At 56.1% G+C, this 26,960-nt stretch carries 24 protein-coding genes; 15 read left to right on the top strand and 9 right to left on the bottom strand.

The features are described from left to right. Positions 1-80: 80 nt before the first annotated feature. The 7 genes from KCR01S_RS01500 to KCR01S_RS01470 all read left to right on the top strand — a co-directional run bounded on the left by KCR01S_RS01500 (position 81) and on the right by KCR01S_RS01470 (position 8,191). Positions 81-1,421, top strand: coding sequence for a glycoside hydrolase family 28 protein (locus KCR01S_RS01500; protein ID WP_061279382.1), 1,341 nt, complete (start codon positions 81-83; stop codon positions 1,419-1,421). A 62-nt stretch (positions 1,422-1,483) separates the two neighbouring features. Continuing rightward, positions 1,484-3,043: an MFS transporter gene (locus tag KCR01S_RS01495; RefSeq protein WP_061279381.1), complete on the top strand. Its 1,560-nt coding sequence runs from the start codon at positions 1,484-1,486 to the stop codon at positions 3,041-3,043. A 98-nt stretch (positions 3,044-3,141) separates the two neighbouring features. Next, the gene (locus KCR01S_RS01490; protein ID WP_061279380.1) at positions 3,142-4,377 is read left to right on the top strand and encodes an MFS transporter; all 1,236 of its coding nucleotides are present in this window, start codon (positions 3,142-3,144) and stop codon (positions 4,375-4,377) included. A 68-nt stretch (positions 4,378-4,445) separates the two neighbouring features. Beyond that, on the top strand, positions 4,446-5,363 hold the full coding sequence (gene osmF / locus KCR01S_RS01485) for a glycine betaine ABC transporter substrate-binding protein OsmF (RefSeq protein ID WP_061279379.1): 918 nt from the start codon (positions 4,446-4,448) through the stop codon (positions 5,361-5,363). 12 nt (positions 5,364-5,375) lie between these two features. Beyond that, positions 5,376-6,530 (top strand): ABC transporter permease, encoded by a 1,155-nt coding sequence (locus tag KCR01S_RS01480; protein ID WP_061279378.1) that lies wholly within the window; start codon positions 5,376-5,378, stop codon positions 6,528-6,530. Further along, positions 6,523-7,470 carry an ABC transporter ATP-binding protein gene (locus KCR01S_RS01475; RefSeq protein WP_061279468.1) on the top strand — a complete coding sequence of 316 codons (948 nt, stop codon included), beginning with the start codon at positions 6,523-6,525 and terminating at the stop codon, positions 7,468-7,470. Before KCR01S_RS01480 ends, KCR01S_RS01475 begins: the two co-directional genes overlap by 8 nt. Beyond that, positions 7,454-8,191: an ABC transporter permease gene (locus KCR01S_RS01470; protein ID WP_061279377.1), complete on the top strand. Its 738-nt coding sequence runs from the start codon at positions 7,454-7,456 to the stop codon at positions 8,189-8,191. The genes KCR01S_RS01475 and KCR01S_RS01470 overlap by 17 nt, the downstream gene beginning before the upstream one ends. Here the strand turns inward: KCR01S_RS01470 and KCR01S_RS23750 are convergent. Then, on the bottom strand, positions 8,166-8,279 hold the full coding sequence (locus KCR01S_RS23750; RefSeq protein ID WP_072129168.1) for a protein YohO: 114 nt from the start codon (positions 8,277-8,279) through the stop codon (positions 8,166-8,168). The genes KCR01S_RS01470 and KCR01S_RS23750 overlap by 26 nt on opposite strands. 59 nt (positions 8,280-8,338) lie before the next feature. Further along, a complete protein-coding gene (locus KCR01S_RS01465; protein WP_061279376.1) occupies positions 8,339-9,058 on the bottom strand; it encodes a MerR family transcriptional regulator in 720 nt (239 codons plus the stop codon). 209 nt (positions 9,059-9,267) lie between these two features. On the opposite strand from KCR01S_RS01465, the gene KCR01S_RS01460 reads away from it, so the two are divergent. The 3 genes from KCR01S_RS01460 (at position 9,268) to KCR01S_RS01450 (ending at position 12,243) form a co-directional block, all read left to right on the top strand. After that, on the top strand, positions 9,268-10,953 hold the full coding sequence (locus KCR01S_RS01460) for a sensor histidine kinase (protein ID WP_061279375.1): 1,686 nt from the start codon (positions 9,268-9,270) through the stop codon (positions 10,951-10,953). After that, positions 10,950-11,669, top strand: coding sequence for a two-component system response regulator BtsR (btsR, locus tag KCR01S_RS01455; RefSeq protein WP_061279374.1), 720 nt, complete (start codon positions 10,950-10,952; stop codon positions 11,667-11,669). The genes KCR01S_RS01460 and btsR overlap by 4 nt, the downstream gene beginning before the upstream one ends. 106 nt (positions 11,670-11,775) lie before the next feature. Continuing rightward, on the top strand, positions 11,776-12,243 hold the full coding sequence (locus tag KCR01S_RS01450; RefSeq protein ID WP_061279467.1) for a YehS family protein: 468 nt from the start codon (positions 11,776-11,778) through the stop codon (positions 12,241-12,243). Between the two features lie 89 nt (positions 12,244-12,332). Here KCR01S_RS01450 and metG read toward each other — a convergent pair whose 3' ends face one another. After that, the gene (gene metG / locus KCR01S_RS01445) at positions 12,333-14,369 is read right to left on the bottom strand and encodes a methionine--tRNA ligase (RefSeq protein ID WP_061279373.1); all 2,037 of its coding nucleotides are present in this window, start codon (positions 14,367-14,369) and stop codon (positions 12,333-12,335) included. 221 nt (positions 14,370-14,590) lie between these two features. On the opposite strand from metG, the gene apbC reads away from it, so the two are divergent. Further along, positions 14,591-15,700 carry an iron-sulfur cluster carrier protein ApbC gene (apbC, locus tag KCR01S_RS01440; RefSeq protein WP_052285193.1) on the top strand — a complete coding sequence of 370 codons (1,110 nt, stop codon included), beginning with the start codon at positions 14,591-14,593 and terminating at the stop codon, positions 15,698-15,700. A gap of 53 nt (positions 15,701-15,753) precedes the next feature. On the opposite strand, the gene KCR01S_RS01435 is transcribed toward apbC, so the two are convergent. Beyond that, positions 15,754-16,071, bottom strand: a complete 318-nt coding sequence (locus KCR01S_RS01435) for an RcnB family protein (RefSeq protein WP_052285194.1) — start codon at positions 16,069-16,071, stop codon at positions 15,754-15,756. A 154-nt stretch (positions 16,072-16,225) separates the two neighbouring features. Here KCR01S_RS01435 and KCR01S_RS01430 point away from each other — a divergent pair, with 154 nt between their 5' ends. Further along, positions 16,226-17,119 (top strand): LysR family transcriptional regulator, encoded by an 894-nt coding sequence (locus KCR01S_RS01430; protein WP_061279372.1) that lies wholly within the window; start codon positions 16,226-16,228, stop codon positions 17,117-17,119. Positions 17,120-17,241: 122 nt separating this feature from the next. On the opposite strand, the gene speG is transcribed toward KCR01S_RS01430, so the two are convergent. The 3 genes from speG to KCR01S_RS01415 form a co-directional block, all read right to left on the bottom strand. Continuing rightward, positions 17,242-17,799 carry a spermidine N1-acetyltransferase gene (speG, locus tag KCR01S_RS01425; RefSeq protein WP_061279371.1) on the bottom strand — a complete coding sequence of 186 codons (558 nt, stop codon included), beginning with the start codon at positions 17,797-17,799 and terminating at the stop codon, positions 17,242-17,244. Positions 17,800-18,040: 241 nt separating this feature from the next. Beyond that, positions 18,041-19,384 carry an NCS2 family permease gene (locus tag KCR01S_RS01420; protein ID WP_061279370.1) on the bottom strand — a complete coding sequence of 448 codons (1,344 nt, stop codon included), beginning with the start codon at positions 19,382-19,384 and terminating at the stop codon, positions 18,041-18,043. 18 nt (positions 19,385-19,402) lie between these two features. Further along, on the bottom strand, positions 19,403-21,184 hold the full coding sequence (locus KCR01S_RS01415) for an adenine deaminase (RefSeq protein ID WP_061279369.1): 1,782 nt from the start codon (positions 21,182-21,184) through the stop codon (positions 19,403-19,405). Positions 21,185-21,309: 125 nt separating this feature from the next. On the opposite strand from KCR01S_RS01415, the gene KCR01S_RS01410 reads away from it, so the two are divergent. Further along, entirely contained in the window at positions 21,310-22,236 is a 927-nt protein-coding gene (locus KCR01S_RS01410) for a LysR family transcriptional regulator (protein WP_061279368.1), read from the top strand. A 21-nt stretch (positions 22,237-22,257) separates the two neighbouring features. On the opposite strand, the gene KCR01S_RS01405 is transcribed toward KCR01S_RS01410, so the two are convergent. Together KCR01S_RS01405 and KCR01S_RS01400 are read right to left on the bottom strand one after the other, a co-directional pair. Further along, the gene (locus KCR01S_RS01405; RefSeq protein ID WP_061279367.1) at positions 22,258-22,680 is read right to left on the bottom strand and encodes a universal stress protein; all 423 of its coding nucleotides are present in this window, start codon (positions 22,678-22,680) and stop codon (positions 22,258-22,260) included. A gap of 163 nt (positions 22,681-22,843) precedes the next feature. Continuing rightward, complete coding sequence (locus KCR01S_RS01400; protein WP_061279466.1) at positions 22,844-23,320, bottom strand: hypothetical protein; 477 nt, start codon at positions 23,318-23,320, stop codon at positions 22,844-22,846. Between the two features lie 785 nt (positions 23,321-24,105). On the opposite strand from KCR01S_RS01400, the gene KCR01S_RS01395 reads away from it, so the two are divergent. Continuing rightward, positions 24,106-24,993, top strand: a complete 888-nt coding sequence (locus KCR01S_RS01395; protein ID WP_061279366.1) for an AraC family transcriptional regulator — start codon at positions 24,106-24,108, stop codon at positions 24,991-24,993. A gap of 51 nt (positions 24,994-25,044) precedes the next feature. Next, positions 25,045-26,796: an amidohydrolase gene (locus tag KCR01S_RS01390; RefSeq protein ID WP_061279365.1), complete on the top strand. Its 1,752-nt coding sequence runs from the start codon at positions 25,045-25,047 to the stop codon at positions 26,794-26,796. Positions 26,797-26,960: the final 164 nt, after the last annotated feature.

Raw genomic sequence — 26,960 nt, 5'->3', positions numbered from 1 at the left:
AAAAAAGCCGACATCTGTCCGGCGAGAGAAGACGAAAACCCGCGTTAAATGCAGCTATCTCAACATCAGCAGGTAGCGATATGAAAATTTCACTGCATAACACTTCACTCGACCGTAGCGGCAAAACGCCGCTGACCGCTCAGTTACAACAGTTGATTGATGAAATTGACCGCGCGGGCGGCGGCACGCTGGTGGTGCCGTCGGGTGACTGGATGACCGGCACGCTGATACTGCCATCGAATTTCACCCTCCATCTGGAAGCGGGAGCGCGCCTGTTGGCCAGCCCGAATGCAGAAGATTACCCGCAGACATTGACGCAAACCGTCGCCGAACTCTCGCGGATGGCGCTCATCTATGCGCGCGATGCCCAGCACATCACCCTGAGCGGTGAAGGCAGCCTGGTCGGCGGTGCGAGCGCCTGGTTTTCCGCCAGTGCCGATGCGCAAGGCTATCGCCAGCCGAAAACCCTGCGTCCGCGCATGCTGGTGCTGGAAGGCTGCCAGCAGGTGCGTATTCGCGATATCACCATCAGTGATTCGCCGATGTGGACGGCGCATCTGGTGAGCTGCAACCAGGTGTTTATCCAGAATCTCACCATAGATAACGATCTGGCGCTGTCCAATACCGACGCGCTGGATATCGATAGCTGTCAGCACGTGCATATCAGCGACAGCTATTTCAGCGCTGCCGACGACGGCATCTGCATTAAAACCACGCGTAAGCCGGAAGGTTTGCAGCAGGCCACCCGCCACGTAGTGGTCAACAACTGCCTGATTCGTTCTAAAAGCTGCGCCATTAAGGTCGGAACGGAAACCTTCGCCGATATCAGCCATATCGCGGTGCAAAACTGCTCGATTTTTGAGTCCAACCGCGGCATTGGCCTGGTCTCCCGCGACGGCGGCCAGTTCAGCCAGATGATTTTCAGCAACATTCTGTTCGACTGCCGCCACGGCCACCCGTGCCATTGGGGCAAAGCCGACCCGGTGTTTATCTCGGTGCGCCATCGCGATCCGCAAATTCAGCCGGGCCGAGTCGAGGACATTACCTTCAGCCAGCTTTCCGGCGTGGGTGAAGGGGCTATCAACCTGCATAGCGAAACGCCGGGTGATATTCGCTACGTGACCTTCAACTCGCTCTCATTACAGCAACTGGCTGGCCCATCGGACGAGCAGGGCTGCTACGACATTCGCCCACCGTGTAACCCGGCAAGCCCAACCGGAATGGGGCTGGATAACGCTTATCGGGTCAATCCGCAAACCGGTCGCGCCTGGGGGGTGGAGGCGTATCCAGGTGGGCTGCCTGCGCTGTATGCCAACGGTGTATGGGGGCTGACGCTTAACGATGTGCGCATTCGTCGCCCACAGCCGCTGCCGCCGGGCTGGAGTGCGAGCGCCATCGTGCAGGAAAACGCCGACGCCTGAAGCTATTTGATGCTGGCGCGGCGAAACACCGCGTCGTTCTGTACTGTTCAAGGGGATGGAAAATGATAAAAAAAGTGCGGGAAATAAAACTCCACAACTACATCTGCTTTGGTCTGGCCGATGTCATTGGCTCTGGCGCGTTTACTCTGGTGAGCGCCTGGCTGCTGTTCTTCCTGACCACCTTCTGCGGCCTGACGCCTATTGAAGCCGGGTCGCTGTTTGCCGTAGCGCGTATCGTCGATGTGATCATGTGCCCGCTGATGGGCTACATTTCCGATAACTTCCATAAAACGCGTCTTGGCCGTCGCTTTGGGCGCCGCCGTTTCTTCCTGCTGTTGAGCATCCCGCTGGTGGCAGTCTACAGCCTGCTGTGGGTGCAGGGTTTTGGCTACTGGACCTATCTGCTGGCCTATATTCTGTTCGAAATCGTTTACTCGATGATCATGATCCCGTACGACACCCTGTCGGCGGAGATGACTTCTGATTTCACCAAACGCTCGAAGCTCACCAGCGCGCGTATGTACATTGCCCAGTTTGCCGGTTTTACTGCTGCCTTTTTGCCGGGGCGTCTGCTGGCCTACTTTGGCGCCGACTCCGCCATCTCATTCTTCTACGCCGGGGCGATTTTCACCGTCGCTTTCATGATTGTGCTGCTCTTTGTCTATTTCGGCACCTGGGAACGTTCACTTGAAGAGATTGAGCTCAGCGAGCGCAGCATTGTGCGCGCCGAGAAGCAGCCGCTGGGCAAACGCCTGTTCGATATTTACTACGACTTTGTGTCAACGCTGAAAATCAAAACCTTTCGCTCGCACCTTGGGATGTACTTAGGGGGCTCGGTGGCGCAGGATATTTTCAACTCTGTCTTTACCTATTTTGTGGTGTTCGCGCTGGCAACATCGTCAGTCGTCGCCAGTAACCTGCTGAGCGTGATCAACGGCCTGCAGTTCTTTGGTGTGGGCGTAGCGACATGGCTGACTCTGCGCTACTCGCCGTCCCGCGCGTTTGCGACCCAGGCGCTGATGGCGCTGGTAGCGTTTGCGCTGTTTGCGGTGACCTACCTCTACGGTTCAACCAGCATGTCCATGCTGTACCTTGCGGCGGGCGTCGCTGGTCTGGCGCGCGGTGGTATCTACTCTATTCCGTGGAACAACTACACCTTCGTGGCCGATGTGGACGAAATCCTCACCTGCAGCCGTCGTGAAGGGATTTTCGCCGGGTTTATGAGCCTGTTGCGTAAAGCGTCCCAGGCGCTGTCTATCTTCCTCGTCGGCGTCGCGCTGCAAATGTCCGGTTTTGTCACCGGCCATACCAGCCAGCCTGAATCGGCTATCAACATGATCCTCGCGATCATGATCATTCTGCCGGTGGCGCTGACCTTGTGGGGGATCTGGTCTGCCTTCCAGTTCAAAGTAAACAGTCGCACGCATGCGGTACTGAACGAGGAAGTGGCGCGCCTGAAGCAGGGCGGGAGCAAAGCCACCGTCACGGCGCAAACCAAAGAGATCATCGAAAGTCTGACCGGCTTGCCTTATGAGCAGTGCTGGGGTGACAACACCGTCGGCCATGTTAACCGCAGTTTGCTGAAAGCCAAACAGCATCAGGTTCCGCTACATAACGCCTAGGTTTTACCCGGCATCGCGTCGCGCTGTCGGGCAGATGAATAACACAGTGTTCTCCCGGGCAAGCCATGCGACCCCGGGACTTTTTTTGGATAACGGACATGACCGACAGGACTTTATATATTCAACAGGGGATTTGGGCGCGCTTAGGCCTGCCGCGGGAGCTGGCGTGGGGCTTCATCGGGGTATTCCTGTTTATCACTGGGGCGACCATTGAGCAAAGCTGGCTGGCGTCGCTCCTTCAACAGCGCGGTCTCGACGCCGTGCATATTAGCCTGCTGTCATCGGTGTTCGGCCTGTGCGTCGCCGCCATCTCCTGGTTCTCCGGCATTGGTGCGGGCGTACTGGGCGTGCGTCGGCTAATGTGGCTGGCGACCGTGCTCTATTTTATCGGCTCAGTGCCGTTTATTTTTGTCGCCTTGCCGGAAGGCAACTACCCGATGATGATGGTGAGTTACGCTGTCCGCGGGATGGCCTATCCCCTGTTTGCCTACTCGTTTTTGGTGTGGATTAACCAGCGCTGCGAAGCGCGCATTTTAGGGCGCGCCGTCTCCTGGTTCTGGATTGCCTTTGGCGTCGGGATGACCATCGTCGGGCCGTGGTTCTCGGGATTTATGATACCGCGGGTGGGTGAAACGACCACGCTGCTTTCTGGTTTTCTCTTCGTGCTGGCAGGCTGCGGCTGTGCGCTGGTGCTCAATCGTGACAAACCTCACTGGCAGCGCGATGTGGCGATAGGCCCGGCGCTAGCGGAGGGCATTATCGTGCTGCTGCGCGAGCCGAAAATGCGCCTCGCGGTGGTGGTGAAAACCATCAATGATATCGGTAAGTTCTCGCTGGTTATCCTGATGCCGGTGTATCTCCCGCGTTTTGGTTTTAGCATTGAAGAGTGGCTAACCATTTGGGGGCTGGTCAACGTGGTGAATATCTTCGCCAACTACTTATTCGGCTGGCTTGGCGACACCATCGGTTGGCGTAATACGGTGGCATGGTTTGCTGGCACGCTGTGCGGTATTTCCGCGCTGGCGGTGTGCTATGCGCCGGTACTGTTTGGCCATAGCAGCACGGCGCTGATTATCGCGCTGGCGATTTATGCCATTGGCCTTGGGGCGTTTGGCCCACTGAGCGCGCTGATCCCTTCGCTGCTGCCGGAAAACAAAGGAGCGGCGATCTCCTGCCTGAATTTAGGCTCCGGGTTAAGCAACTTTGTCGGCCCGCTTATCGTCACGCTGTGCGTGAATCCGCTGGGCGTGGAGGGGACGCTGTGGGTGATTGCACTGCTTTATTTTGCCGCCAGCCTGCTGACGCTGCCGTTAAAAATGCCAGAAAACAGCTAATTGGCGAAAAATCGTCTACGCTTTTTTCTCAAGCGCCGTTTTATTGAGCGCCAATAAGAGGAAAGCGTATGACGATTTTACGGGGATGGAGCGGCCCGCTGGTGCTGCTGGCGGCGGTCAGCCTGCCGTTGCAGGCCGCTGAGCCGGTGAAGGTGGGGTCGAAAATTGATACCGAGGGCGCGCTGCTCGGTAATATCATTTTGCAGGTGCTGGAAAGCCACGGGGTTAAAACCGTCAATAAAGTGCAGTTGGGCACCACGCCGGTGGTGCGCGGTGCAATTACCTCCGGTGAACTGGATATCTACCCGGAATACACCGGCAACGGCGCGTTTTTCTTCAAAGATGAAAACGACCCGGCGTGGAAAAACGCGCAGGCCGGCTACGAGAAGGTGAAAAAGCTGGATGCGGAGAAAAATCATCTGGTATGGCTGACGCCGGCACCCGCCAACAATACCTGGACCATCGCCGTCCGTAAGGACGTGGCGGAAAAGGATAAGCTGACCTCGCTTGCCGATCTGAGCCGTTACCTGAAAGACGGCGGCACCTTTAAGCTGGCCGCTTCGGCTGAATTTATCGAACGCGCCGACGCGCTGCCCGCTTTTGAAAAAGCTTATGATTTTAAACTGAATCAGGATCAACTGCTGTCGCTGGCGGGCGGTGATACGGCGGTGACCATCAAAGCGGCCGCTCAGCAAACGTCTGGGGTAAACGCGGCGATGGCCTACGGTACCGACGGCCCGGTGGCGGCGCTCGGTCTGCAAACCCTGAGCGATCCGAAAGGCGTACAGCCCATTTATGCGCCAACCCCGGTAGTGCGTGAAGCGGTACTGAAAGCTTACCCGGACCTCGACCAGTGGCTGAAACCGGTCTTTGCCAGCCTTGATGAGAAGACCCTGCAAACCCTGAACGCGAAGATTGCGGTCGAAGGGCTGGACGCCAAAAGCGTCGCCGCAGGCTATCTGAAGCAGAAAGGGTGGTCGAAGTAATCGGTTAATCGCATGCCTTATTGTCATAACCGCGTGGTGGTGCTGCTGGCACTGATTTTGCTGGCCGCCGCCGCGCTGCCGTTCGTCAATTTTGCCCCGAACCGTCTGGTCTCGGGCGACGGCCTGTGGCTGTGGCAGGTCTGGTCCTTCCCGCCGCTGGCGCTGCTGCCAATCCCCGTGCTGTTTATCGCGCTTTGCTATTTACCCGGTCGAGCCGTAAGTCTGCTTATCCTGCTACTGGCACAGTCTGGCTTCACCCTGCTGCTGTGGCTTGGCGGCGAGGCGGCGCATCGGCTGGCGGAAACCAGCACCCCGCTGGCGCGCACTTCGCCCGGCGGCGGGCTGTGGCTGTCGCTACTGCTGATGCTGCTCATCTGTAGCGACGCGATTCGGCGTCTTGCCTCCCACGCTCTCTGGCGTTGGCTGCTGAATGTTCAACTGTGGCTGATACCCTGCTGGCTGCTGTGGAGCGGGGCACTTGACGGGCTGTCACTGCTGAAAGAGTACGCCAACCGCCAGGAGACGTTTGATGATGCGTTGCATCAACATCTGACGCTCCTATGGGGCACGTTGCTGCCGGGGCTGATGCTCGGTATTCCGCTGGGGCTTTGGTGCTGGCGGCATCCGGGGCGGCAGTCGAGCGTGTTCACGGTGCTCAATATTATTCAAACCATTCCGTCGGTGGCGTTATTTGGCGTGTTGATTGCACCGCTTGCTGGGCTGGTACAGCATTTCCCGTGGCTGGCCGGTTTCGGCGTTGCGGGTACCGGCCTGACGCCAGCGCTGATTGCGCTAGTGCTATACGCGCTGTTACCGCTGGTACGCGGCGTGGTGGCCGGCATGCAGCAGGTGTCACCTCAGGTGCTGGAAAGCGCAGCGGCGATGGGCATGGGGCGTGGACAGACCTTTTTCCGCGTGCAGTTACCGCTAGCCTTGCCGGTACTGCTGCGTAGCCTGCGGGTGGTGGTGGTGCAGACGGTCGGTATGGCGGTGGTCGCCGCCTTAATTGGCGCTGGGGGGTTTGGCGCACTGGTCTTCCAGGGGCTTTTAAGCAGCGCGCTGGATCTGGTGCTGCTGGGCGTGATCCCGGTGATTGCCCTGGCGGTGGTGGCGGATGCGCTGTTCAGCCTTGTCATTGCCTTACTAAAAGGAGATGCCGGTGATTGAATTCATGCAGGTGAATAAATCGTTCGCCGCCCATCCGGCGGTGAAAAACCTCTCGCTACGGCTGGAGGAGGGGGCCTTTTCAGTGCTGATTGGCACCTCTGGTTCCGGAAAATCCACCACGCTCAAAATGATTAACCGGCTGGTCGAGCCGGACAGCGGCCAGATCCGCTTTGCCGGCCAGGATATTCGCGAGCAGCCGCTGCTGGCGCTGCGTCGGCGGATGGGCTATGCCATTCAATCGATTGGTTTGTTTCCCCACTGGACGGTGGCACAAAACATCGCCACCGTGCCGCAGCTGTTGAAGTGGCCGAAGGCGAAGGTCAATGCGCGAGTTGATGAGCTGATGGCGCTGCTGGATTTAGACCCTTCGCTGCGTGCGCGTTATCCGCACCAGCTTTCCGGCGGCCAGCAGCAGCGCGTCGGCGTGGCGCGTGCGCTGGCGGGCGATCCGGAAGTCCTGTTAATGGATGAACCTTTTGGCGCCTTGGATCCGGTCACCCGCGGGGCGCTCCAGCAGGAGATGCGCCGGATCCACCAGCTGTTGGGGCGCACTATCGTATTGGTGACGCATGATATCGATGAGGCGCTGCGGCTGGCGGATAATTTGATCCTGATGGACGGCGGGGAAGTGGTGCAGCAGGGGACGCCGCTGGAGATGCTTAGCGCGCCGGGCAGCGAGTTTGCGCGCACCTTCTTTGGCCGCAGCGAACTCGGTGTACGTTTGTTGTCACTCCGTCAGGTGGCTGACTACGCTCGGCCCGGTGACTCTGCCGAGGGTGAACCGCTGGCGGCGACGCTATCGCTGCGCGACGCACTATCCGGGTTTATGACCCAGCGGCGAACCATTCTGCCGGTGGCGAACAGCGCTGGAAGCGTTATTGGCACGCTGCATTTCGCCGATCTGCTGCGCGAGGAGCCGAGCGATGCCTCTGCTACGTGATCCGCTATTGTGGCTGCTGGTGCTGTTCGCCGCGCTGCTGATTGGCCTGCCGCACAGCGAGCCGTTGTTTCATGCGCTGTTTCCCGAACAGCCGCGTCCGCTCTACCAGCAGGCCAGTTTTTTCTCCCTCACCCTGGCGCATGCCCGGCTGGTGGGGATCTCCAGCCTGTTGGCAATTGTGATTGGGATGAGCGCCGGCGTGATGGTTACGCGCCCGGCCGGACGCGAATTTCGCCCGCTGGTGGAAACGCTGGCGGCGATGGGGCAGACCTTTCCGCCGGTAGCCGTGCTGGCGATGGCGGTCCCGGTGATGGGCTTTGGTGAAAAGCCGGCGATTATCGCGCTGATTCTGTATGGCATTCTGCCCGTACTTCAGGGGACGCTTGCCGGGTTAGCGGCGGTACCTGCGGCGGCACTCAGCGTGGCGGAAGGCATGGGAATGACCGGTTGGCAAAGGCTCTGCAAAGTAGAGTTGCCGCTGGCGGCACCGGTTATCGTGGCCGGCGTACGGACATCGGTGATTGTCAATATCGGAACTGCGACCATTGCTTCAACGGTCGGGGCAAACACGCTGGGCACGCCAATTATCATCGGCCTGAGCGGGTTTAATACGGCTTATGTGGTGCAGGGGGCAATGTTAGTGGCGCTGGCGGCGATTATCGTCGACCGCGCCTTTGAGCGGCTTAGCCTGCGGCTCAGCCGACACCGCCGCGGACAATAAATGAATAGCCTGCGAGCATCACGCCACCGATGCCGCTAATAGCCATAAAGGCGAAAAGCACAATCGCTGCAAGTTTAGCTGACTTCATGGTGTACTCCTTTTGTTAACCAAAAGATTATACCGCGAAGCATGGCTGTTAATGAACGATTAATTTGCCGGTAGGGCGAAGGCGGCACCGTCCTCTTGCCAGCGCGCCAATTGCTGTTGTTGCATGGCATTGGGCGCGGAGCCGCACCACACCAGCAGCGTCTGGCCGGGGAACAGCTCGGGCTGAATGTGGCTTAAGGAATGGGCGAGTACATCTACCCGCCAGCCCTGTTCGCAGGCAACCCAGCCTTCCAGCCATAATCGGGTGAGGTCAGTGACGTTCCAGCCGACCACCAGCGCCTGCGGCCCTGATTTACGGCGAGCGGCGGAAAGGCTCAGGGCAATATCGTTAATCAATACGCCATCGAGCAGACCTAACAGCGTGTGCAGCGGTAGCTGCGCGCTTTGCAGACGCAGACGCAGCGGCGTAAAGAGGTTATCGACCAGCGTTCTCGCGCTGTCGGTACGGTGCAGCTCCTTGACCCACTGGCGAAGATGATTGAGGTTACCGTTGCGTAAATCACGTAGCGCGATTTCCTGCTGTTCCCGCCAGCCGTCCGGCTGCTCGCAGAGCAGATTTTTCACTTTGCTGACCTGTACGCCAGTTTCAATCCAGCGCTGGATCTCACGAATGCGGTCGATATCGGCATCGTTAAATAACCGGTGGCCGCCGTCGGTGCGCTGCGGTTTCAGCAGCGCGTACCGTCGTTGCCAGGCGCGAAGCGTGACCGGGTTGATATCACAAAGCTGTGCCACTTCACCAATCGTATAAAGCGCCATCGTTCCTCCGGCATGCGTTCCCCCATTTAACTTTAGACCGGGTTTGCTGCGCTGGCCTGCTGTGGCGATTTTTTATCCATTCCATTTCCCTGACGATTAGATAAAATGTGATCGGTAGCATTTTTTGCACTTTTTTTGCCAGGTTTCAAAGAAAGTTATGCCAACTATGTGTATGTTACGCAGTTTTATTTCTCCTGTGGTGATCGGGTATGTACGAGTTTAATCTGGTGTTGCTGCTGCTTCAGCAGATGTGCGTGTTCCTGGTTATCGCCTGGCTAATGAGCAAAACGCGGCTGTTTATTCCGCTGATGCAGGTCACCGTGCGCCTGCCGCACAAGCTGCTGTGCTACGTCACCTTCTCGATTTTCTGTATTCTCGGCACCTATTTCGGCCTGCACATTGAAGACTCGATCGCCAACACCCGGGCGATTGGCGCCGTGATGGGGGGGCTGCTGGGCGGCCCGGTGGTTGGCGGTTTAGTGGGATTTACCGGTGGCCTGCACCGCTACTCGATGGGGGGAATGACTGCGCTGAGCTGCATGATTTCCACCATGGTGGAAGGGCTGCTCGGCGGGCTGGTGCACAGTATTCTGATTCGTCGCGGGCGTCCGGATAAAGTCTTTAGCCCGTGGACGGCGGGGGCGATAACCTTGGTTGCCGAGCTGGTGCAGATGCTGATTATCTTGCTGATTGCCCGCCCGTTCGAAGACGCGCTGCATCTGGTGCAAAGTATCGCAGCGCCGATGATGGTCACCAATACCGTTGGCGCGGCGCTGTTTATGCGTATCCTGCTGGATAAGCGGGCGATGTTTGAAAAATACACCTCGGCATTCTCGGCCACGGCGCTGAAAGTGGCTGCTTCGACCGAAGGGATCTTGCGTAAAGGATTTAACGAAGAGAACAGCATGAAGGTGGCGCAGGTGCTGATTCAGGAGCTGGATATCGGTGCGGTGGCAATAACCGACCGGGAAAAGCTGCTCGCTTTTACCGGCATTGGTGAGGATCACCATTTGCCCGGCAAGCCTATCTCTTCGCGCTATACGCAAAAAACCATTGAAACCGGTGAAGTGGTGTATGCCGACGGTAATGAAGTGCCTTATCGCTGCTCGATTCACCCTAACTGTAAGCTGGGGTCGACGCTGGTGATCCCGCTGCGCGGTGAGAACCAAAAAGTGATTGGTACCATCAAGCTGTATGAAGCCAAGAATCGGCTGTTCAGCTCCATCAACCGCACGCTGGGCGAAGGGATTGCGCAGCTCCTGTCGGCGCAAATTCTGGCCGGACAATACGAACGGCAAAAAGCGCTGCTGACCCAGTCGGAAATCAAGCTGCTGCACGCCCAGGTGAATCCACATTTTCTGTTTAATGCGCTCAATACGCTAAAGGCGGTGATCCGCCGCGACAGCGAGCAGGCGAGCCAACTGGTGCAGTATTTGTCGACGTTCTTTCGCAAGAACCTCAAGCGGCCGTCGGAGATCGTGACGCTGGCGGATGAAATTGAGCATGTGAATGCCTACCTGCAAATCGAGAAAGCGCGCTTTCAGTCACGTCTTTCGGTGCATCTGGATATTCCCGAAGAGCTTTCCGGCCAACAGCTACCGGCCTTTACGCTGCAGCCGATCGTCGAGAACGCCATTAAGCACGGTACGTCGCAGCTTTTGGAAGTCGGGGAGATAACCCTACGCGCCAGCCGTCAGGGGCAGCATCTGGTGCTGGATATTGAAGATAACGCCGGGCTGTATCAGCCCAACGCCCAGGCCAGCGGCCTGGGGATGAGTCTGGTCGATAAGCGTTTGAAAATGCGCTTTGGCGACGAATGCGGGATTGCCGTTGCCTGCGAACCGGACCGATTCACTCGTGTCACCCTGCGGTTACCTCTGGAGGAGAACGCATGATAAAAGTGCTGATTGTCGATGATGAACCCCTGGCGCGGGAGAACCTGCGCGTACTGTTGCAGACCCAGGACGATATTGAAATTGTCGGGGAGTGTGCGAATGCGGTGGAAGCCATCGGCGCGGTACATAAGCTGCGTCCGGACGTGCTGTTCCTCGACATTCAGATGCCGCGCATCAGCGGGCTGGAGATGGTTGGCATGCTCGATCCGGAGCATCGTCCCTATATTGTGTTCCTGACCGCTTTCGATGAGTACGCGGTAAAAGCGTTCGAAGAGCACGCCTTTGACTACCTGCTTAAGCCCATTGAAGAGAAGCGTTTAGATAAAACGTTGATCCGCCTACGTCAGGAGCGGGCGGTGCAGGATGTGTCGGTGCTGGGGGAAAACCAGCAGGCGCTGAAGTTCATTCCCTGTACTGGGCACAGCCGAATTTATCTGCTGCAGATGGATGATGTGGCCTTTGTCAGCAGCCGCTTAAGTGGGGTGTACGTCACCAGCGGTGAAGGTAAAGAGGGCTTTACCGAACTGACGCTGCGCACTCTGGAAAGCCGAACGCCGCTGATTCGCTGCCATCGTCAGCATCTGGTGAACATGGCGCACCTGAAAGAGATTCGTCTTGAGGATAACGGCCAGGCCGAACTGCTGTTACGCAATGGGCAAACCGTGCCGGTGAGCCGCCGCTATTTAAAGACCCTGAAGGAGGCGCTGGGGCTGTAATTCGTGTATACTCCTCGCGCTTCAGGTTGCAGCAGCGTTGGCTGCAACTCAAATCGCTTAGAGTATGAATTTACCCACCGCATTTTTCATCACCACCGAAGGCACTATGGTCAGTAACGATATTTTACGCAGCGTCCGCTACATCCTGAAAATCAACAACAACGATCTGGTGCGCATTTTCGCGCTGGGCGAAGCCGAAGTGACGGCGGAGCAGCTGGTTCCATGGCTGCGCAAAGAGGATGAAGAGGGCTTTGTTCGCTGCCCGGATATTCTGCTGTCGTGCTTCTTAAACGGCCTGATTTATGAAAAACGCGGTCGCGATGAATCTGCGCCGGCGCTGGCTGTCGATCGCCGCATCAACAACAACATCATGCTGAAAAAACTGCGTATCGCGTTTGCGCTGAAAACCGATGATATTCTGGCGATCATGACCCAGCAGCAGTTCCGTATCTCAATGCCGGAAATCACCGCCATGATGCGCGCACCGGAGCATAAGAACTTCCGCGAGTGCGGCGACCAGTTCCTGCGCTACTTCCTGCGCGGCCTGGCGGTACGTGAGCACGCGGCGAAGTAAATTCCTGATGTGTTGCGAGTGAACGCCAGGCATTTGCCCCGGTTTCACCCAATAAAAAACGCTGCCGAAGCAGCGTTTTTTTATGCAGATTATTTCACCTGCTGACCCGGCTGTGCGCCGTCGTCAGGGCTAAGCAGGAAGATATCCTTACCGCCAGGGCCTGCGGCCATCACCATCCCTTCCGAGATGCCAAAGCGCATTTTACGCGGTGCCAGGTTGGCAACCATCACGGTCAGACGGCCAATCAGCGGCTGCGGATCCGGGTAAGCGGAGCGGATGCCGGAGAAGACGTTACGTTTCTCACCGCCCAGATCCAGCGTCAGACGCAGCAGCTTGTCGGAGCCTTCCACGAATTCTGCGTTTTCAATCAGCGCCACGCGCAGATCGATTTTAGCGAAATCGTCAAACGTGATGGTTTCCTGAATCGGATCGTCCGCCAGCGGGCCGGTTACCGGAGTGCTGTTCAACGCTTTCACTTCTTCCTTCGACGCTTCCACCAGCGCTTCAACTTGCTTCATATCGATGCGGTTATACAGCGCTTTGAAGGTGTTGATTTTGTGGCCAACCAGCGGCTGGTTGATAGCATCCCAGCTCAGCTCGGTGTTGAGGAACGCTTCGGTACGCGCTGCCAGCTCTGGCAGTACCGGCTTCAGCCATGTCATCAGCACGCGGAACATGTTCAGACCCATGGTGCAGATAGCCTGCAGGTCGGCATCGCGGCCTTCCTGTTTCGCCACCACCCATGGAGCCTGCTCATCAACGTAGCGGTTTGCCACGTCGGCCAGCGCCATGATTTCACGAATAGCTTTACCAAATTCACGGCTATCCCACGCTTCGCCAATGCTCGCTGCCGCGTCGGTGAAGGTTTTGTACAGCGCCGGATCGGCCAGCTCAGCAGAGAGCACACCGTCAAAGCGCTTGGCGATAAAGCCGGCGTTTCGGGAAGCGAGGTTCACCACTTTGTTGACGATGTCAGCATTCACGCGCTGCACGAAATCTTCCAGATTCAGGTCGATATCGTCGATACGTGAAGAGAGCTTGGCGGTGTAGTAGTAGCGCAGGCTGTCGGAATCGAAGTGCTTCAGCCAGGTGCTGGCTTTAATGAAGGTACCGCGAGACTTGGACATCTTCGCCCCGTTCACCGTTACATAGCCGTGAACGAAGAGGTTGGTTGGTTTACGGAAGTTGCTGCCTTCCAGCATTGCCGGCCAGAACAGGCTGTGGAAGTAGACGATATCTTTACCGATAAAGTGATACAGCTCGGCGGTGGAGTCTTTTTTCCAGTATTCATCAAAGCTGGTAGTGTCGCCGCGCTTGTCGCACAGGTTTTTGAACGAGCCCATGTAGCCGATTGGCGCGTCCAGCCAGACGTAGAAATATTTGCCCGGTGCGTTCGGGATTTCGAAACCGAAGTATGGCGCATCGCGGGAGATATCCCACTGCTGCAGGCCGGATTCAAACCATTCCTGCATTTTGTTCGCCACCTGCTCCTGCAGCGCGCCGCTGCGGGTCCACGCCTGCAGCATTTCGCTAAAGGATGGCAGGTCAAAGAAGAAGTGCTCAGATTCACGCATCACCGGCGTCGCGCCGGAAACCACGGATTTCGGCTCGATAAGCTCGGTTGGGCTATAGGTGGCGCCGCACACTTCGCAGTTATCGCCGTACTGATCCGGTGATTTACATTTCGGGCAGGTGCCTTTCACGAAACGGTCCGGCAGGAACATGCCTTTTTCCGGATCGTACAGCTGAGAGATGGTGCGATTTTTGATGAAACCGTTCTCTTTCAGGCGACCATAGATAAGCTCAGACAGCTCGCGGTTCTCGTCGCTGTGCGTCGAGTGGTAGTTGTCGTAGCTGATGTTAAAGCCCGAAAAATCAGTCTGATGCTCCTGACTCATTTCGGCGATCATCTGCTCCGGCGTGATGCCTAACTGCTGTGCTTTCAGCATGATAGGGGTGCCGTGGGCGTCGTCCGCGCAGATGAAGTTGACCTGGTGGCCGCGCATTCGCTGGTAACGGACCCAGACATCAGCCTGGATGTGCTCCAGCATATGGCCGAGGTGGATGGAGCCGTTTGCGTACGGCAGTGCGCACGTTACCAGAATTTTCTTCGCGACTTGAGTCATAGTGGGTATTACTTCTTCTGTTGCAAAAAGGGCTTTTGATATTACCAAAAGGGTAGTGGGTGCGCCATATATGGATGCCCGTTAGCTGTGGTAGACTTAGGCGTACTGAAAGCAAATATACTCGTCGTCTTTCAATTTGTTGGTACGTTGGCTGCATTCACGCAATGGCCGCCTTCCTGCAACTTGAAATCCTTAGAGTGTCAAACAACAAAGGAGTCGGGATGAACTCAGAATCCCAGGCCAAATCCCCTGAGCGTTTACGTGCGATGGTGGCCGGCACGCTGGCGAATTTCCAGCACCCAACCCTGAAGCATAACCTCACCGCGCTGAAAGCGCTGCACCACGTCGCCTGGCTTGACGACACCGTGCACATCGAATTGCAGATGCCGTTTGTCTGGCACAGCGCCTTTGAAGAATTAAAAGAGCAAACCAGCGCGGAACTGCTGCGGGTGACCGGGGCGAAAGCTATCGACTGGAAACTGTCGCACAGCATCGCCACGCTTAAGCGCGTGAAAAATCAGCCGGGCATCAACGGCGTTAAAAACATTATCGCAGTGAGCTCCGGTAAAGGTGGGGTGGGCAAATCGTCTACCGCCGTAAACCTGGCGCTGGCGCTGGCTGCGGAAGGCGCCAAAGTGGGCATCCTCGATGCCGATATCTATGGCCCGTCAATCCCGAATATGCTGGGCGCTGAAAACCAGCGTCCAACGTCGCCGGATGGCACCCACATGGCGCCAATTATGGCCCACGGCGTAGCGACTAACTCCATCGGCTACCTGGTGACCGACGATAACGCCATGGTCTGGCGTGGCCCGATGGCCAGCAAGGCGCTGATGCAGATGCTGCAAGAAACGCTGTGGCCGGATCTCGATTACCTCGTGCTGGATATGCCGCCGGGCACCGGCGACATTCAGCTGACGCTGGCGCAGAACATCCCGGTCACCGGGGCGGTGGTCGTGACCACGCCGCAGGACATTGCGCTGATCGACGCCAAAAAAGGCATCGTGATGTTCGAAAAAGTGGAAGTGCCGGTGCTGGGCATTGTGGAAAACATGAGCATGCACATTTGCAGCAACTGTGGTCACCATGAGCCCATCTTTGGCACCGGTGGCGCAGAGAAGCTGGCGGAGAAATATCACACCCAACTGTTGGGCCAAATGCCGCTGCACATCAATCTGCGTGAAGACCTGGATAACGGCACACCGACGGTAGTGGCGCGTCCTGACAGTGAGTTTACCGAGATGTATCGCCAACTGGCGGGTCGCGTAGCGGCCCAGCTGTACTGGCAGGGTGAAGTCATTCCGAGCGAGATTGCTTTCCGCGCGGTATAACGGCGGAAAAAGAAGAGGCCCGCAGGACGCTGTGTCCTGCGGGCCTTTGTTCGTTAACGATGGTAGAAAATTTCGCCGTCGTAGATTTTGCTGATTTTGCCGTCGGTATCACCAATCAGTACATAGTTGCCACCCATGTACGTCCAGTGCGTACCGGCATCCGGCGCTGGCAAATTACGCAACTGCCACTGTTTGATGTTGTACTCCGGTGTCAGGTACATCGCCGGGGCGTTATCGCCAATCTTGAATTGCGTGAAATCGGCAATAAACTCTTTAAGCTCATATTTCGCAATTCCGGTTGCTGGCGCTGCCCAGGCAGCACTCGCCGTTGCCAACAGTACGCCCAGAAGCATCATTTTTGTTTTACGCATACTATCCCCATTTTGTCCTGGATATAAAATTATCGCCCCGTATGATTCCTGATGGGCAGGCTCGATGGCAAGCGCTGCTTTCTTAAAAAATGTAAGCAAACGGCGGTAGCCTCCATTTTGAGGATTATTCTGCCCCCGTCTTTGAGGAACCCCCATGTTCAGGCTGGAAGATTTAACCCTGTTCGTCCGCGCCGCCGCCCTTAGCAGCTTTAGTGAGGCGGCCCGCGAGGCCAGTATTCCACCGGCGCAGGTGAGCTCGGCGATTAAAAGGCTGGAGACGGCGCTGAATATCCGCCTGTTTGCCCGTTCAACCCGCAGCCTGCGTCTGACGGCTGAAGGGGAGACCTGGCTGCCGTTTGCGGTGCAAATGCTCGATACGCTGCAAAACGGCCTGCAACAGATCCATGCCCCGGATGACGAAGTGCGCGGCACGCTGCAAATTGCCGTGCCGTCGGATCTGGGGCGTAATCTGCTGCTTGATGTTTTTCGCCGCTTTCGCGAACGCCACCCGGCGCTACGGCTGCGTATTTTGTTCTCCGATCACCGCACCGATGTCTTTAAAGATCCGGTGGATGTGGCATTTCGCTACGGTGACAACGACGATGCATCGTTTGTTTCGCTGCCCGTTGCCCCGGATAACCGCCGCGTATTAGTGGCTTCTCCGGCGTGGATAGCCCGCCACGGTGAACCTCAAACGCTGGCCGACCTCGAAAAATGCAACGCGCTGACCTACGTGCTGCGCGGCAGCGTGTTTGACCGCTGGTCGCTAAGCCTTGACGGCGTGGAGCACCAGGTACAGGTTGCCGGGAGTATTACCAGCGATGACGCGGAGGTGATTCGCCGGCTGGCGATTGCCGGGGAGGGCATTGCCTTTAAGTCGGCGCTTGATGTCAGTGACGATCTGCGGGAAGGGCGGTTACAGGTGCTGCTGCCGAACTACCGGGGAGATAGCGTGCCGCTGAATATGATTTGCCCGCACCGTAAACAGCTCTCGGCGGCGGTACGGCTGCTGTATGAAGAGGTAAAGGCGCGCTGCGTGAGCGAATAACCACGGTGCCGCCTTGCCCGGTCGGGATCAATCGACTGGGCAATATCGTTTGGGCAACGCCGGGTGCGGGTGATTATCCCCGTCCACCTCAGGCGTTGAAGCGAACGAGTGAGGACACAACATTACTGTGCGGTCGGTTTCAATATCCCGCCCGTGGTTTTGTTATGTTCCAGATATTGATGCTGGAAAATACACATTCTGATCGTATTACGGTATTCGCCGTTAACGAAAAACTCATGGATTAATTCGCCTTCCTGAATAAAGCCAAGCTTACGATAAATATGAACCGCCTTGGCGTTCTCTTTATCAACGATAAGATAGAGCTTATAGAGATTCAGCACCGTAAAGCCGTAATCCATTGCCATCTTCGCTGCGCGGCTTGCCAGGCCTTTGCCCTGGAATTCCGGCGAGATGATAATCTGAAACTCGGCGCGGCGATGGATATGGTTTATTTCGACCAGTTCCACCAACCCCGCATTGTTGCCATTAAAGGTCACAACAAAACGACGCTCGCTCTGATCGTGGATATGTTTGTCGTAAAGATCGCTCAGCTCAACGAAGGCCTCATAGGGTTCTTCAAACCAATAACGCATCACGCTGGCATTATTATCAAGCTGGTGTACAAAACGTAAATCTTCGCGCTCAAGGGGTCTTAATTTCACTTCGGATTGTTCTGGCATGTTATTTCTCATGATGATTTCAACGCTGGAAATATATTAGCCCTTTGTGGGGGAAATCATCAGGATTTTAAAATAATTACAATCTATTGTTGAGATGATTGAGGGAAACTGCTGACTCGGTAGGTTGTAATAAATGTTTATGCTGCGGCGTAATGGGCAAAAAACCTCACTCCCTCCCTAACCGTATTGTGTCAGGAGGAGTGAGGCTCTTTATTTATCGCAACGCTTCGCCCAGCGTGGCTTAGTGTCTTACCAGCGTAGCGAAGTAATAGACCAGCGGAATCGCCAGGATCCACAGGCCAATGGGGATTTCACGCCACTTCCCGGCAATGGTTTTAATCACGATATAGAACAGCAGGCCACCAGCGATACCAGTACCAAAGCTGTTGGCAATCAGGGTGATCATCACCATCATTAGCACCGGCAAGCCGTCGGTGAAGTTGGCCAAGTCAACCTTACGCAGCCCGCTGAACATGTTCAGGCCAATCAGAATTAACGCTGGCGCAGTGGCCTCTTTGGGGATCATCAACGCCACCGGGGTGAACAACAGCATCAACAGGAACATCACCGCCGCCGCCAGCGCCGTCAGGCCCGTTTTGCCGCCTGCTTCCGCCGCCGCAGAGGATTCAATCAGCGCGGTGGCCGCCGGGATACCTAGCCATGGACCGACTGCTGCGGCAATCGAGTCCACCATAAACGGGCGGTTGATGTGCGGCATATTGCCTTCTTCATCCAGCAAACCCGCTTCGCCGCCTACCGCCAGGGTGGTGCCCATGGTGGAGAAAAACTCGGAAGCGAAGAAGACAAACAGGAACGGCAGGAAGGCGATATTCAGGGCACCCAACATATCAATTTGCCCCAGCACCGGCGTTAACGAATGCGGTACGTCGATAAAGTGGCTTGGTAGGCGCGTTACGCCCGCCGGGATGCCAACGAGGGTGGCGAACAAAATGGCCCACAAGATTGCCCCCGGAATGCGGCGAGCCTGTAGCGCAATGGCGAGGAACAGGCCGCAGAGCGCCACCAGCGCGCCGGGCGCAAGAAAGTCGCCCAGCATCAGCGAGTTGGTTTTGGCGTTCGCCAGTACCAGACCGGCGTTACGAAAACCGAGGACCGCCACGAACAGACCGATGGAGGCCGTGAGACCGAGCTTAATCGACTGGGGAACGGAGCGAGTCACCACTTCGCGCAGGCCAAATTTGGTCAGCAGGAAGAACAAAATACCCGACCAGCAGGCGATGCCGAGGCCGATAGGCCAGCCGATGTGTTCGCTGCCCGCTAGCGTCACGCCGACCAGTACCGAACCGCCAATCCCCGGGCCGACAATAAACGGCAGGTTGGCATAAAACGCCATCAACAGCGTTCCGCCGACGAACACCAGAATGGTGCCGGTGGTGGCGGCGCCTTTATCCATTCCGCCCACGGCCAGCAGGCCCGGAATAACAACTAATAGATAGGCGGCGGCGAGAAAGCCGGTGACGCCCGCCAGACATTCGGTACGCAGCGAACTGCCGCGCGAAGAGAGCGCAAAACGGCGTTCCAGCCAGCTCCCGGAGGTTGTTGATTGAAGGGTGTTATCGGCCATTGCGTGGCGCTCCCATGATTATTGTTGTGTGGTGTGTTGTGACGAAATGACCGGATCGACAATCTGTCGCGTGGTGCCGTCGGTCAGCCCTAAATCAGTTAAATGCGGCCCCGCGTTACAGGCAAGGCAGGTGCCTTCGATCGCTTTGAACACGCGGTACGGCGGTTCCCAATCGGCCACTTCGGCGCTTAAATCGCGCAGCTTGCGGAATGCGGCTGCCAGCTCTGCGGCCGGCTGGTCGGAAAGCATACCGGCAATTGGCATCGCGACGTGGGCCAGGATCTGCTGATTTTGCGCCAGCGCCATGCCGCCGCCGGAGGCGATCAGCTGGTTTGCCGCCAGCGCCATGTCATCGGCGTTACGTCCGAGGACGACCAGGTTGTGCGAGTCGTGCGAATAGCTGGTGGCAATGGCGCCGCGCAGTTCACCCCAGCCTTCTAAGAGCGCAATCTGCGGTTTGGCATCATGTCGGCCATGGCGGTGCTTCACCCAAATCAGGCTAAAGCCCGCAGGGATTTGTACTTGGCCGTCGCGGATCTCGACATCCACTTCGCCCCATTGGGTAAAGCGCGCGCCGCGAATGTGGCGTAGGCGGGCGACGCCGTGGTCAATATCGCCAATCCGCAGCGCAAAATCCTCGGCGCTGAGTGGCGCTAAGCGCAGGGTATCGCGCGGTGGCGTTACGCCGTCGGCGGCCGCAATCGGCGCCAGCAATTTGCCGTCGCGGGCAATTTGCTTACCGGCCACATAGACGGCACGCGCCTCAAGCTTATCCAGCGAGTCAAAGACCACAAGGTCGGCGCGGCGCCCGGCGGCAATCAGCCCCAGGTCGTTACGCTGCAGGCGGATAGCGGCGTTAAGCGTGGCAAAGCGTAGCGCGTCGGTGGCGGAAAGACCGTGTTCAATCAATAGATTGAGCAGGGCGATAATGCCGCCTTTTTCCAGCAGCATATCCGGTGGGACATCGTCGGTGCAGACGGTGATCTGTGAAGAGAGGTGAGGCAACGTTTGCAGCGCCTTGACGATATCCGGCAATAGGTAAGGGTGCGAGCCGCGGATCTCTAAGGTTAAACCGGCGCGCAGTTTTTCCAGCGCATCGTCGGCGGATGTCAATTCGTGATCGGAGGTGACGCCCGCTGCGAGGTAGGCCTGCAGGTCTGCACCGCTCAGGCCGCGTGCGTGACCCTCAATCAGTTTGCCGCTATTAAGGCCGGCCTGCACAATCTCCTGCATCCGACAGCTTCCGTGCAGTACGCCGTGCATGTCCATCACTTCCGCAACGCCGCGGACTTCCGGCCAGCCGAGCATGGTTTCCATTTCCGCACCGGCGAAATCGGCACCCGACATCTCCAGCCCCGGCGTGGACGGCACGCTGGATGGCGCGGCGACCATCACCTGCAAAGGCAGATGGCGGCTGGCTTCGACGGCGTAGCGCACGCCGGCGACGCCGAGCACGTTAGCGAGTTCATGTGGATCCCAGAAGACGGCGGTGGTGCCCTGCGCCAGCACGATTTCCGCGTAGCGCTCCGGCGGCAGGTGTGAGCTTTCGAGGTGGACGTGGGTGTCCATCAAACCCGGCGAGAGGAATACGCCCGGCAGAGAGTGGTGCTCAAGCGCATCGTCCCGGCTGCCGCGCGGGTGCACGCTGGCAATCATATCGCCGACGATACCGACGTCAGCGTCACGAATTTCACCGGTGGCCATATCGACGATGTGGGCATCAGTAAGCAGAAGATCGAACGGAACTTCACCGCGGGCAGCCTGTACGGCGCGGCGGCGGTTTTCAGCATTGCTGGACATAACAACTCCGGCGCAGGGATAATGAGCGCTACTTTAGGGGCAGAGCAAACGGTTGCCCAGATGAAAAAACTTATCACCTGATAACTTCGGCTTATTCTGGGTGATCGTCTCGAGTGAAGCTCAACATGACCGAACCCTGGCAGCGGCTGCCCGCGCTCTCGCTAAAACAGTTGCAGTATTTTGTCACGCTGGCGCAGCTGCGTCACTTTACAGATACCGCTAGCCGTCTGGCCATTAGCCAGCCGGCGCTCAGCAGCGCGCTGCGGCAAATTGAAACGGTGATCGGCGGCAAGCTGGTCAACCGTACCGCCTCGGCGGTGACCCTGACGGAGCTGGGGGCCGCGATTTTACCGCACGCCCAACGCGTGCTGAGCGTGGCGCAGATGGCGTTTCAGGATATCGAGCAGATAGTGGAAGCGGGGGGGGACGGCACGGTGCGTATTGGGCTGATTCCGTCGGTAAGCTCACTGCTGTTTCCGCTGCTGCCTGAGGCTTTGGCGCAGGCTTTTCCACGGCTGCGTGTTGAATTTCACGACCGGACTAATGATACGCTAGCCCGCGATCTGCAAAGTGGGCAGATTGATTTTGGCGTGGGAGCCATTGACAGCTCACTGCCGGAAGACTTACAGCTTTTTCCGCTGCGCGAAGACCCGCTGGTGGCGGTACTGCACGTCGACGATCCGTTGGGTGGACAGCCGCATCTGCCGTGGAAGCTGCTGGCAGGGCGTGATATCGCCATGTTCTCCAAAGGCAATATCCAGCGTCTGGTCGGTGCGCTGGTGGAAAGCCAGCGGTTAACGCTCAATACGCGCTATCAGGTGGATTATATTGAAACGCTGTATGGGCTGGTGCGCTCAAAGCTGGCAGTGGGCATTTTGCCACAGCTTTACACCACTCATCTGCAGGATCCGGCGCTGCGGGTTGCCCAGCTACAGCAGCCAGCGTTGACCCGTACCGTGGCGTTAATGCGCGGGCCGCAGTCATTACCACCGATGATTGAAGCGTGTTTTTCGCTGCTGCAAAAGCAGCTGCGCGAAGGAGACGTGGCGTAAATTATTCCGGCGCTGGCGGGATTAAGGCAGATGTTTAATTAGCACGTCCACCGTTAAATGGTTGATATATTCGAGCGAGTGCGAGGCCATGACCCCCAGCAGACGGTTGTGGTGCCCGGCGATAATCAGGTCGATTTTGCGCTGTGTTACGCACTCCTCCACGTCTTCAAAACGCCGGGTGGTAACCAGCGCCAGCGTCTCAACGGGCAGTGACACCGTCGCCGCCAGCTCGCTTAACAGCGCTTTTGCCTGAATGACTTCCTGTGAAACATCATCGTTCATTAAGCTATCGGAAACGTAGTTCAACGCCCGATAGTCGGTGCTGATGTGGGCAATGGTGATCTGCATCGGTGTTTCTTGCGCCATTCTGGCCGCATGCTGGAGCAGCGGCACGCCGTCAAGGCTGCTGTTGATCAGGACAAGCGCATGATGATAGACGGGCATGGGCTACCTCGGCATTTTTTGAAGGGCTCTATGAATTTTGTTCCTGGTGTCGAGAGAAAGCAAATAGGGAAGAGACGGTGTGAACGGTTGCCTGGGAGATCGGAAGGGCACTACATTGGCCGGCCCTTCAAAAGGGGGCACAATGCCCCCTTTATAAATCAGATTATTTCTGCGTGACGGTCAGGATACCGTTATCGCGGCCATGGGTTTTATTCCATGATGCACTGTCGATACCTTCGGCATTCATGCTGACAGAGATAACGTAGCCCGCGCCGCGAATTTCATAGAAATTGGCGTTAACCCGTTTGACGGTTGCCTTTTTACCATTGATTGTTGCGCTGAAAAAACCGTTAGAAAGCGTGGCTTTCAGTACGTTGGAGGAGAGGGTTGCCTCACGCATGGGATCCGCGACGTGCGCTGCCTGGGCGTGCTGCTCAGCGGTGGCATTGGCCGCGTTGGCGTAGGCTGCGGTAAGCGCTGCGTTGTTTATACCCTGCTGGCGGTTTTGCTCAGATAAATAGCATGTGTCTTTAGAAACACCTTGTGCTTCACATGCTGCCATCCGCTGTGCTGGGGAAGAGCAGCCAGCAAGAAATACGGCGCTCATCAGCCCCGCTAACACCATCAATTTTGCTTTCATCATTAACCTTGCTTATTACAGAACGTATCCACAATCTTATTTATTCAAGTCCAATGCTGTTTTGCGGAATAATGGAATAACTTTCCGCTTCCGCAATCCAAATGCTGATATAGCCGTACTGGTATAGCTAAGCACACTGCTTACGACCAGCGCGATTAAAATAGCCTGGGCAATAATAAACTTGAGTATTAATCATCTTTCTGCGCGGCAAACTTAGCCTGTTTGCTTTTATAACGCGAAGCAACTATCAAGCAAGTTGACTATACGAATATTGATTTAGATCATACATAAAATCGAAAGCGCAGAAGTGTATTTCAAAAATGGATTAATTTGTTATTTTCTTTTTTAAACAGTTAGTTATGGTTTTTTCTTGCCGGTTTGGTGAACCGAGGTAGCACCCAAAATAACGCGGGCGTGGCGGATAGCTTTTGAGGAAGCTCAATGATTTTATTCGACTTTTATTTTCACTGGACGTTATTTGATCGCTATTTGGTGAGTTATTATCCCTTTCGTATGAAAGGAATAACAAAATGCACAGAATTATCTTAATTTATTGTTGTTAAGTAAAAATTAAATAATGGTTTGCTAATTTGGTGAGTCCAGCGCCAATATTAATAGCGGATAGCTTAAATATAATAACGATACTGACGGCGGAAGAAATGGATGGCGCAATCGTTCGTGCCTTTCGACTTTTGTCGGACGAACATCAATTGTTCACTTTTTACCGGCTTCCGGCATACTGATTGCCCACCGCGGTGAGAATAATACGTGAAAGAGAACTGACGATGCAGCAGAGCAACCGCAGGCCAATCTTTAAGGCGATGGATTACATCAGCCAGAATCTCCATCTGAACCCGACGCTTGAAGAGATCGCGAATGCTGTTGCACTTTCAAGCTTCCACTTTCATCGCCTATTCCGCGCTCAGGTTGGTGAAACCGTGGCAGCCTTTACTCGACGCCTGCGAATGGAAAGGGCGGCGGCATGGCTGCTGGCGTTCCCGCAGGAAGAGATTACCGGGCTGGCGCTACGTATCGGCTTCTCCAGCTCTCAGAATTTTGCGAAAGCATTTCGCGCCCACTTTGCCGTCTCACCGGGAGAATTTCGCCGTCGTCACATTCTGGCAACAAAGAGCAAGCCAGGAAACGTGGTGGTGGAAAAAAGTCCCTATTCTCACTTTACGGCCCCCAGCATTGGTCTGCTGGCGGCGCATATCAGTCGGCTTCCTGCCCGTCGGGTGGCCTATATGCGCAGATTTGGTCCCTATGGCAAAGAGACCTGCCAACAAACGCATCAGGATCTGCTGGCCTCGTTGCCTGCACGCACGCCATCGCAGCCCGCGGGGACTCTCTGCGTGTATTGGGATGCGCCGGAGATAACCTCTGCTGCACGCTGCCGAACGGACGTCGGAGTCGAAATAGGCAGTAGCGAAAAAGCGGGGAGGGGGATTGCGGTACAGACACTGTCGGGAGGGATCTACGGTGTGTGTAAATTCGCGGTATTTGAAGAACAATTGGATCCTGCATGGGAGTGGGCATTGGCCTGGATCGCCGCCCGAGGGTTTATTAAAAGTGATAAGCCGTGTTATGAATATTATTATAATGAAACTGATGTTTCCCAGAATTATTATGTCTTTGATATCTGTATTCCTTTGCAAACAACACCGGAAGAATAACGCTGAAGCACAATAATAAATGAGTTTATTCGCAATACAACGGAGTTAATAATGAAATTTTCAAAGCTATTTCTGGTGTGCGCACTGGCGGCCACCTCTTTGTCTGCGTTGGCGCAACAGGAAACCAAAACATTTATTTACGGGGGCGATATTTATAGCGCCGATCCAAAAAATCCCCATCCGCAGGCTGTGGCCATTCAGGGGGGTAAAATTATTGCCGTGGGAAGCTATCAGGATGTGCTGCAGCAGGCGGGGCCGGATGCTGCGCGCTTGGATCTCAAAGGCGGGTATCTGCTTCCGGGACTCATCGATAGCCATGCTCACGTGGCCTACGCCGGGTTTCAGACGGTCACGGTTTCATTTCCGGACGGTATGAAAGATGCTGCCGCGATTGAAAAATTTGTCGCGGATAATAAAAATAATCCCCAGCGAGATCTCAATGGCGTGCAATTTTACAGTAACCTCAATCTTGATTACTGGAATAATATCCCATTGCTCTCTGCCGTATTTAACGCACCTGAATATAAAAATACCCCAGTGGTATTAGCCGGGTCGGATGCTCATACCGGTTGGGCCAATCAGGCGATGCTCCGAAAGGCGAATTTAACGGATGAGGTGTTAGATAACACTGAACCCGGTATTAAGTCAGGAACCGGCTTGACGGCAGACGGTAAAATTAATGGTTTTGTCGCCGAAGGTGCCTGGGATTATGTACTTAAGGCGATCCCTCCGGTTGACGACGGTAAAATTGCCCAGGGTATTCTCGCTGGAACGCAAGAGATGAACCGCTTTGGCATCACCGCGTGGATGGATCCAATCAGCAACGTGCGGCCGTTGGCGCCGGTGTTTAACGCGCATCCTGGTCGCGAAGATGAAGGATTGTTACCGGCCTACACCGCGCTTGCCCAGGCGGGAAAACTTAATGCTCACGTGACCGGGTTAGCGCTGGTGAATATTCACTCTACGCCTGCGGTCATTGACGATGTGGTTGCACTACGGGAAAAATTTTCCCATACCCCGGATGTCCGGCTCAGCGGCATCAAAATTTTCCAGGATGGGGTGATTGAATATCCCGCTCAAACGGCAAAATTAAGCGAGGCCTATCTGAATCGGCCGGGTTATAGCGGTGATGACACGCTGGATAAAAAGCAGTTTTGTCAGCTTATTGCCAAAGTGGACGCAGAGCATCTGATTGCACATTTCCATGCCATTGGCGACCGCGCCGTAACGGAGGCGCTGGATGGCATCGCCTGCGCGCGCCAGCAAAATGGCGACAGTGGGATTCTGCACAGCATCACGCATCTGGAAGTGGTGAGCCCACAGAGTCTGCCTCGTTTCCCGCAGCTAAATGTCGCGGCATCGATGCAATTGCTATGGGCCGGGAAGGATGCCGCTTCGACCGCTTTGATTGACGGTAAAGTGCCTGCACCGTTGTTGAAAAACCTGTATCCGGCGGGCGATCTTTATCGCCATCATGCGCTGATTGCCGGGGCCAGCGATTGGCCGGTTTCGAGCCCCAACCCGCTGCTGGCGATTTATACGGCGGTGACGCGAATGGGGGAGATGGGCGAACTGCCGCCAGCCAGTGAGAAAATGCATCGTGAAGCGATGTTACAGGCCTACACCCTGAATGCGGCCAAAGTGATTGGCCGGGATAAAGAGATTGGTTCAATTGAACCCGGTAAAAGCGCAGATCTGGTGCTGTTCGATCGTAATCTGGAAAAAGTCAGTATTGAAAAACTGCGGGACGCGAACGTCGTGTGGACGATGTTTGCCGGTAAACAGGTTTATCCGCCGCAATAATGCGCTTTATTACTCCTGTCAGTATCAGGCCTTATCCTGGGGCCTGATTATTGAAGGCCGAGAATATTTAGCGGTGAAAGATAAGCAAGCGTTGCGCGGTTAGCTTTATATCACCCATAGTGGCTAAAGCTTCGCGCCTAATCGTGGTGGCTTGAGTGGCGCCA

It is taken from the genome of Kluyvera cryocrescens NBRC 102467 (assembly GCF_001571285.1).
Taxonomy (GTDB): domain Bacteria; phylum Pseudomonadota; class Gammaproteobacteria; order Enterobacterales; family Enterobacteriaceae; genus Kluyvera; species Kluyvera cryocrescens.
Note: the sequence above shows the minus strand (reverse complement) of the source record. Positions and strands in the feature narration are given on the sequence as shown.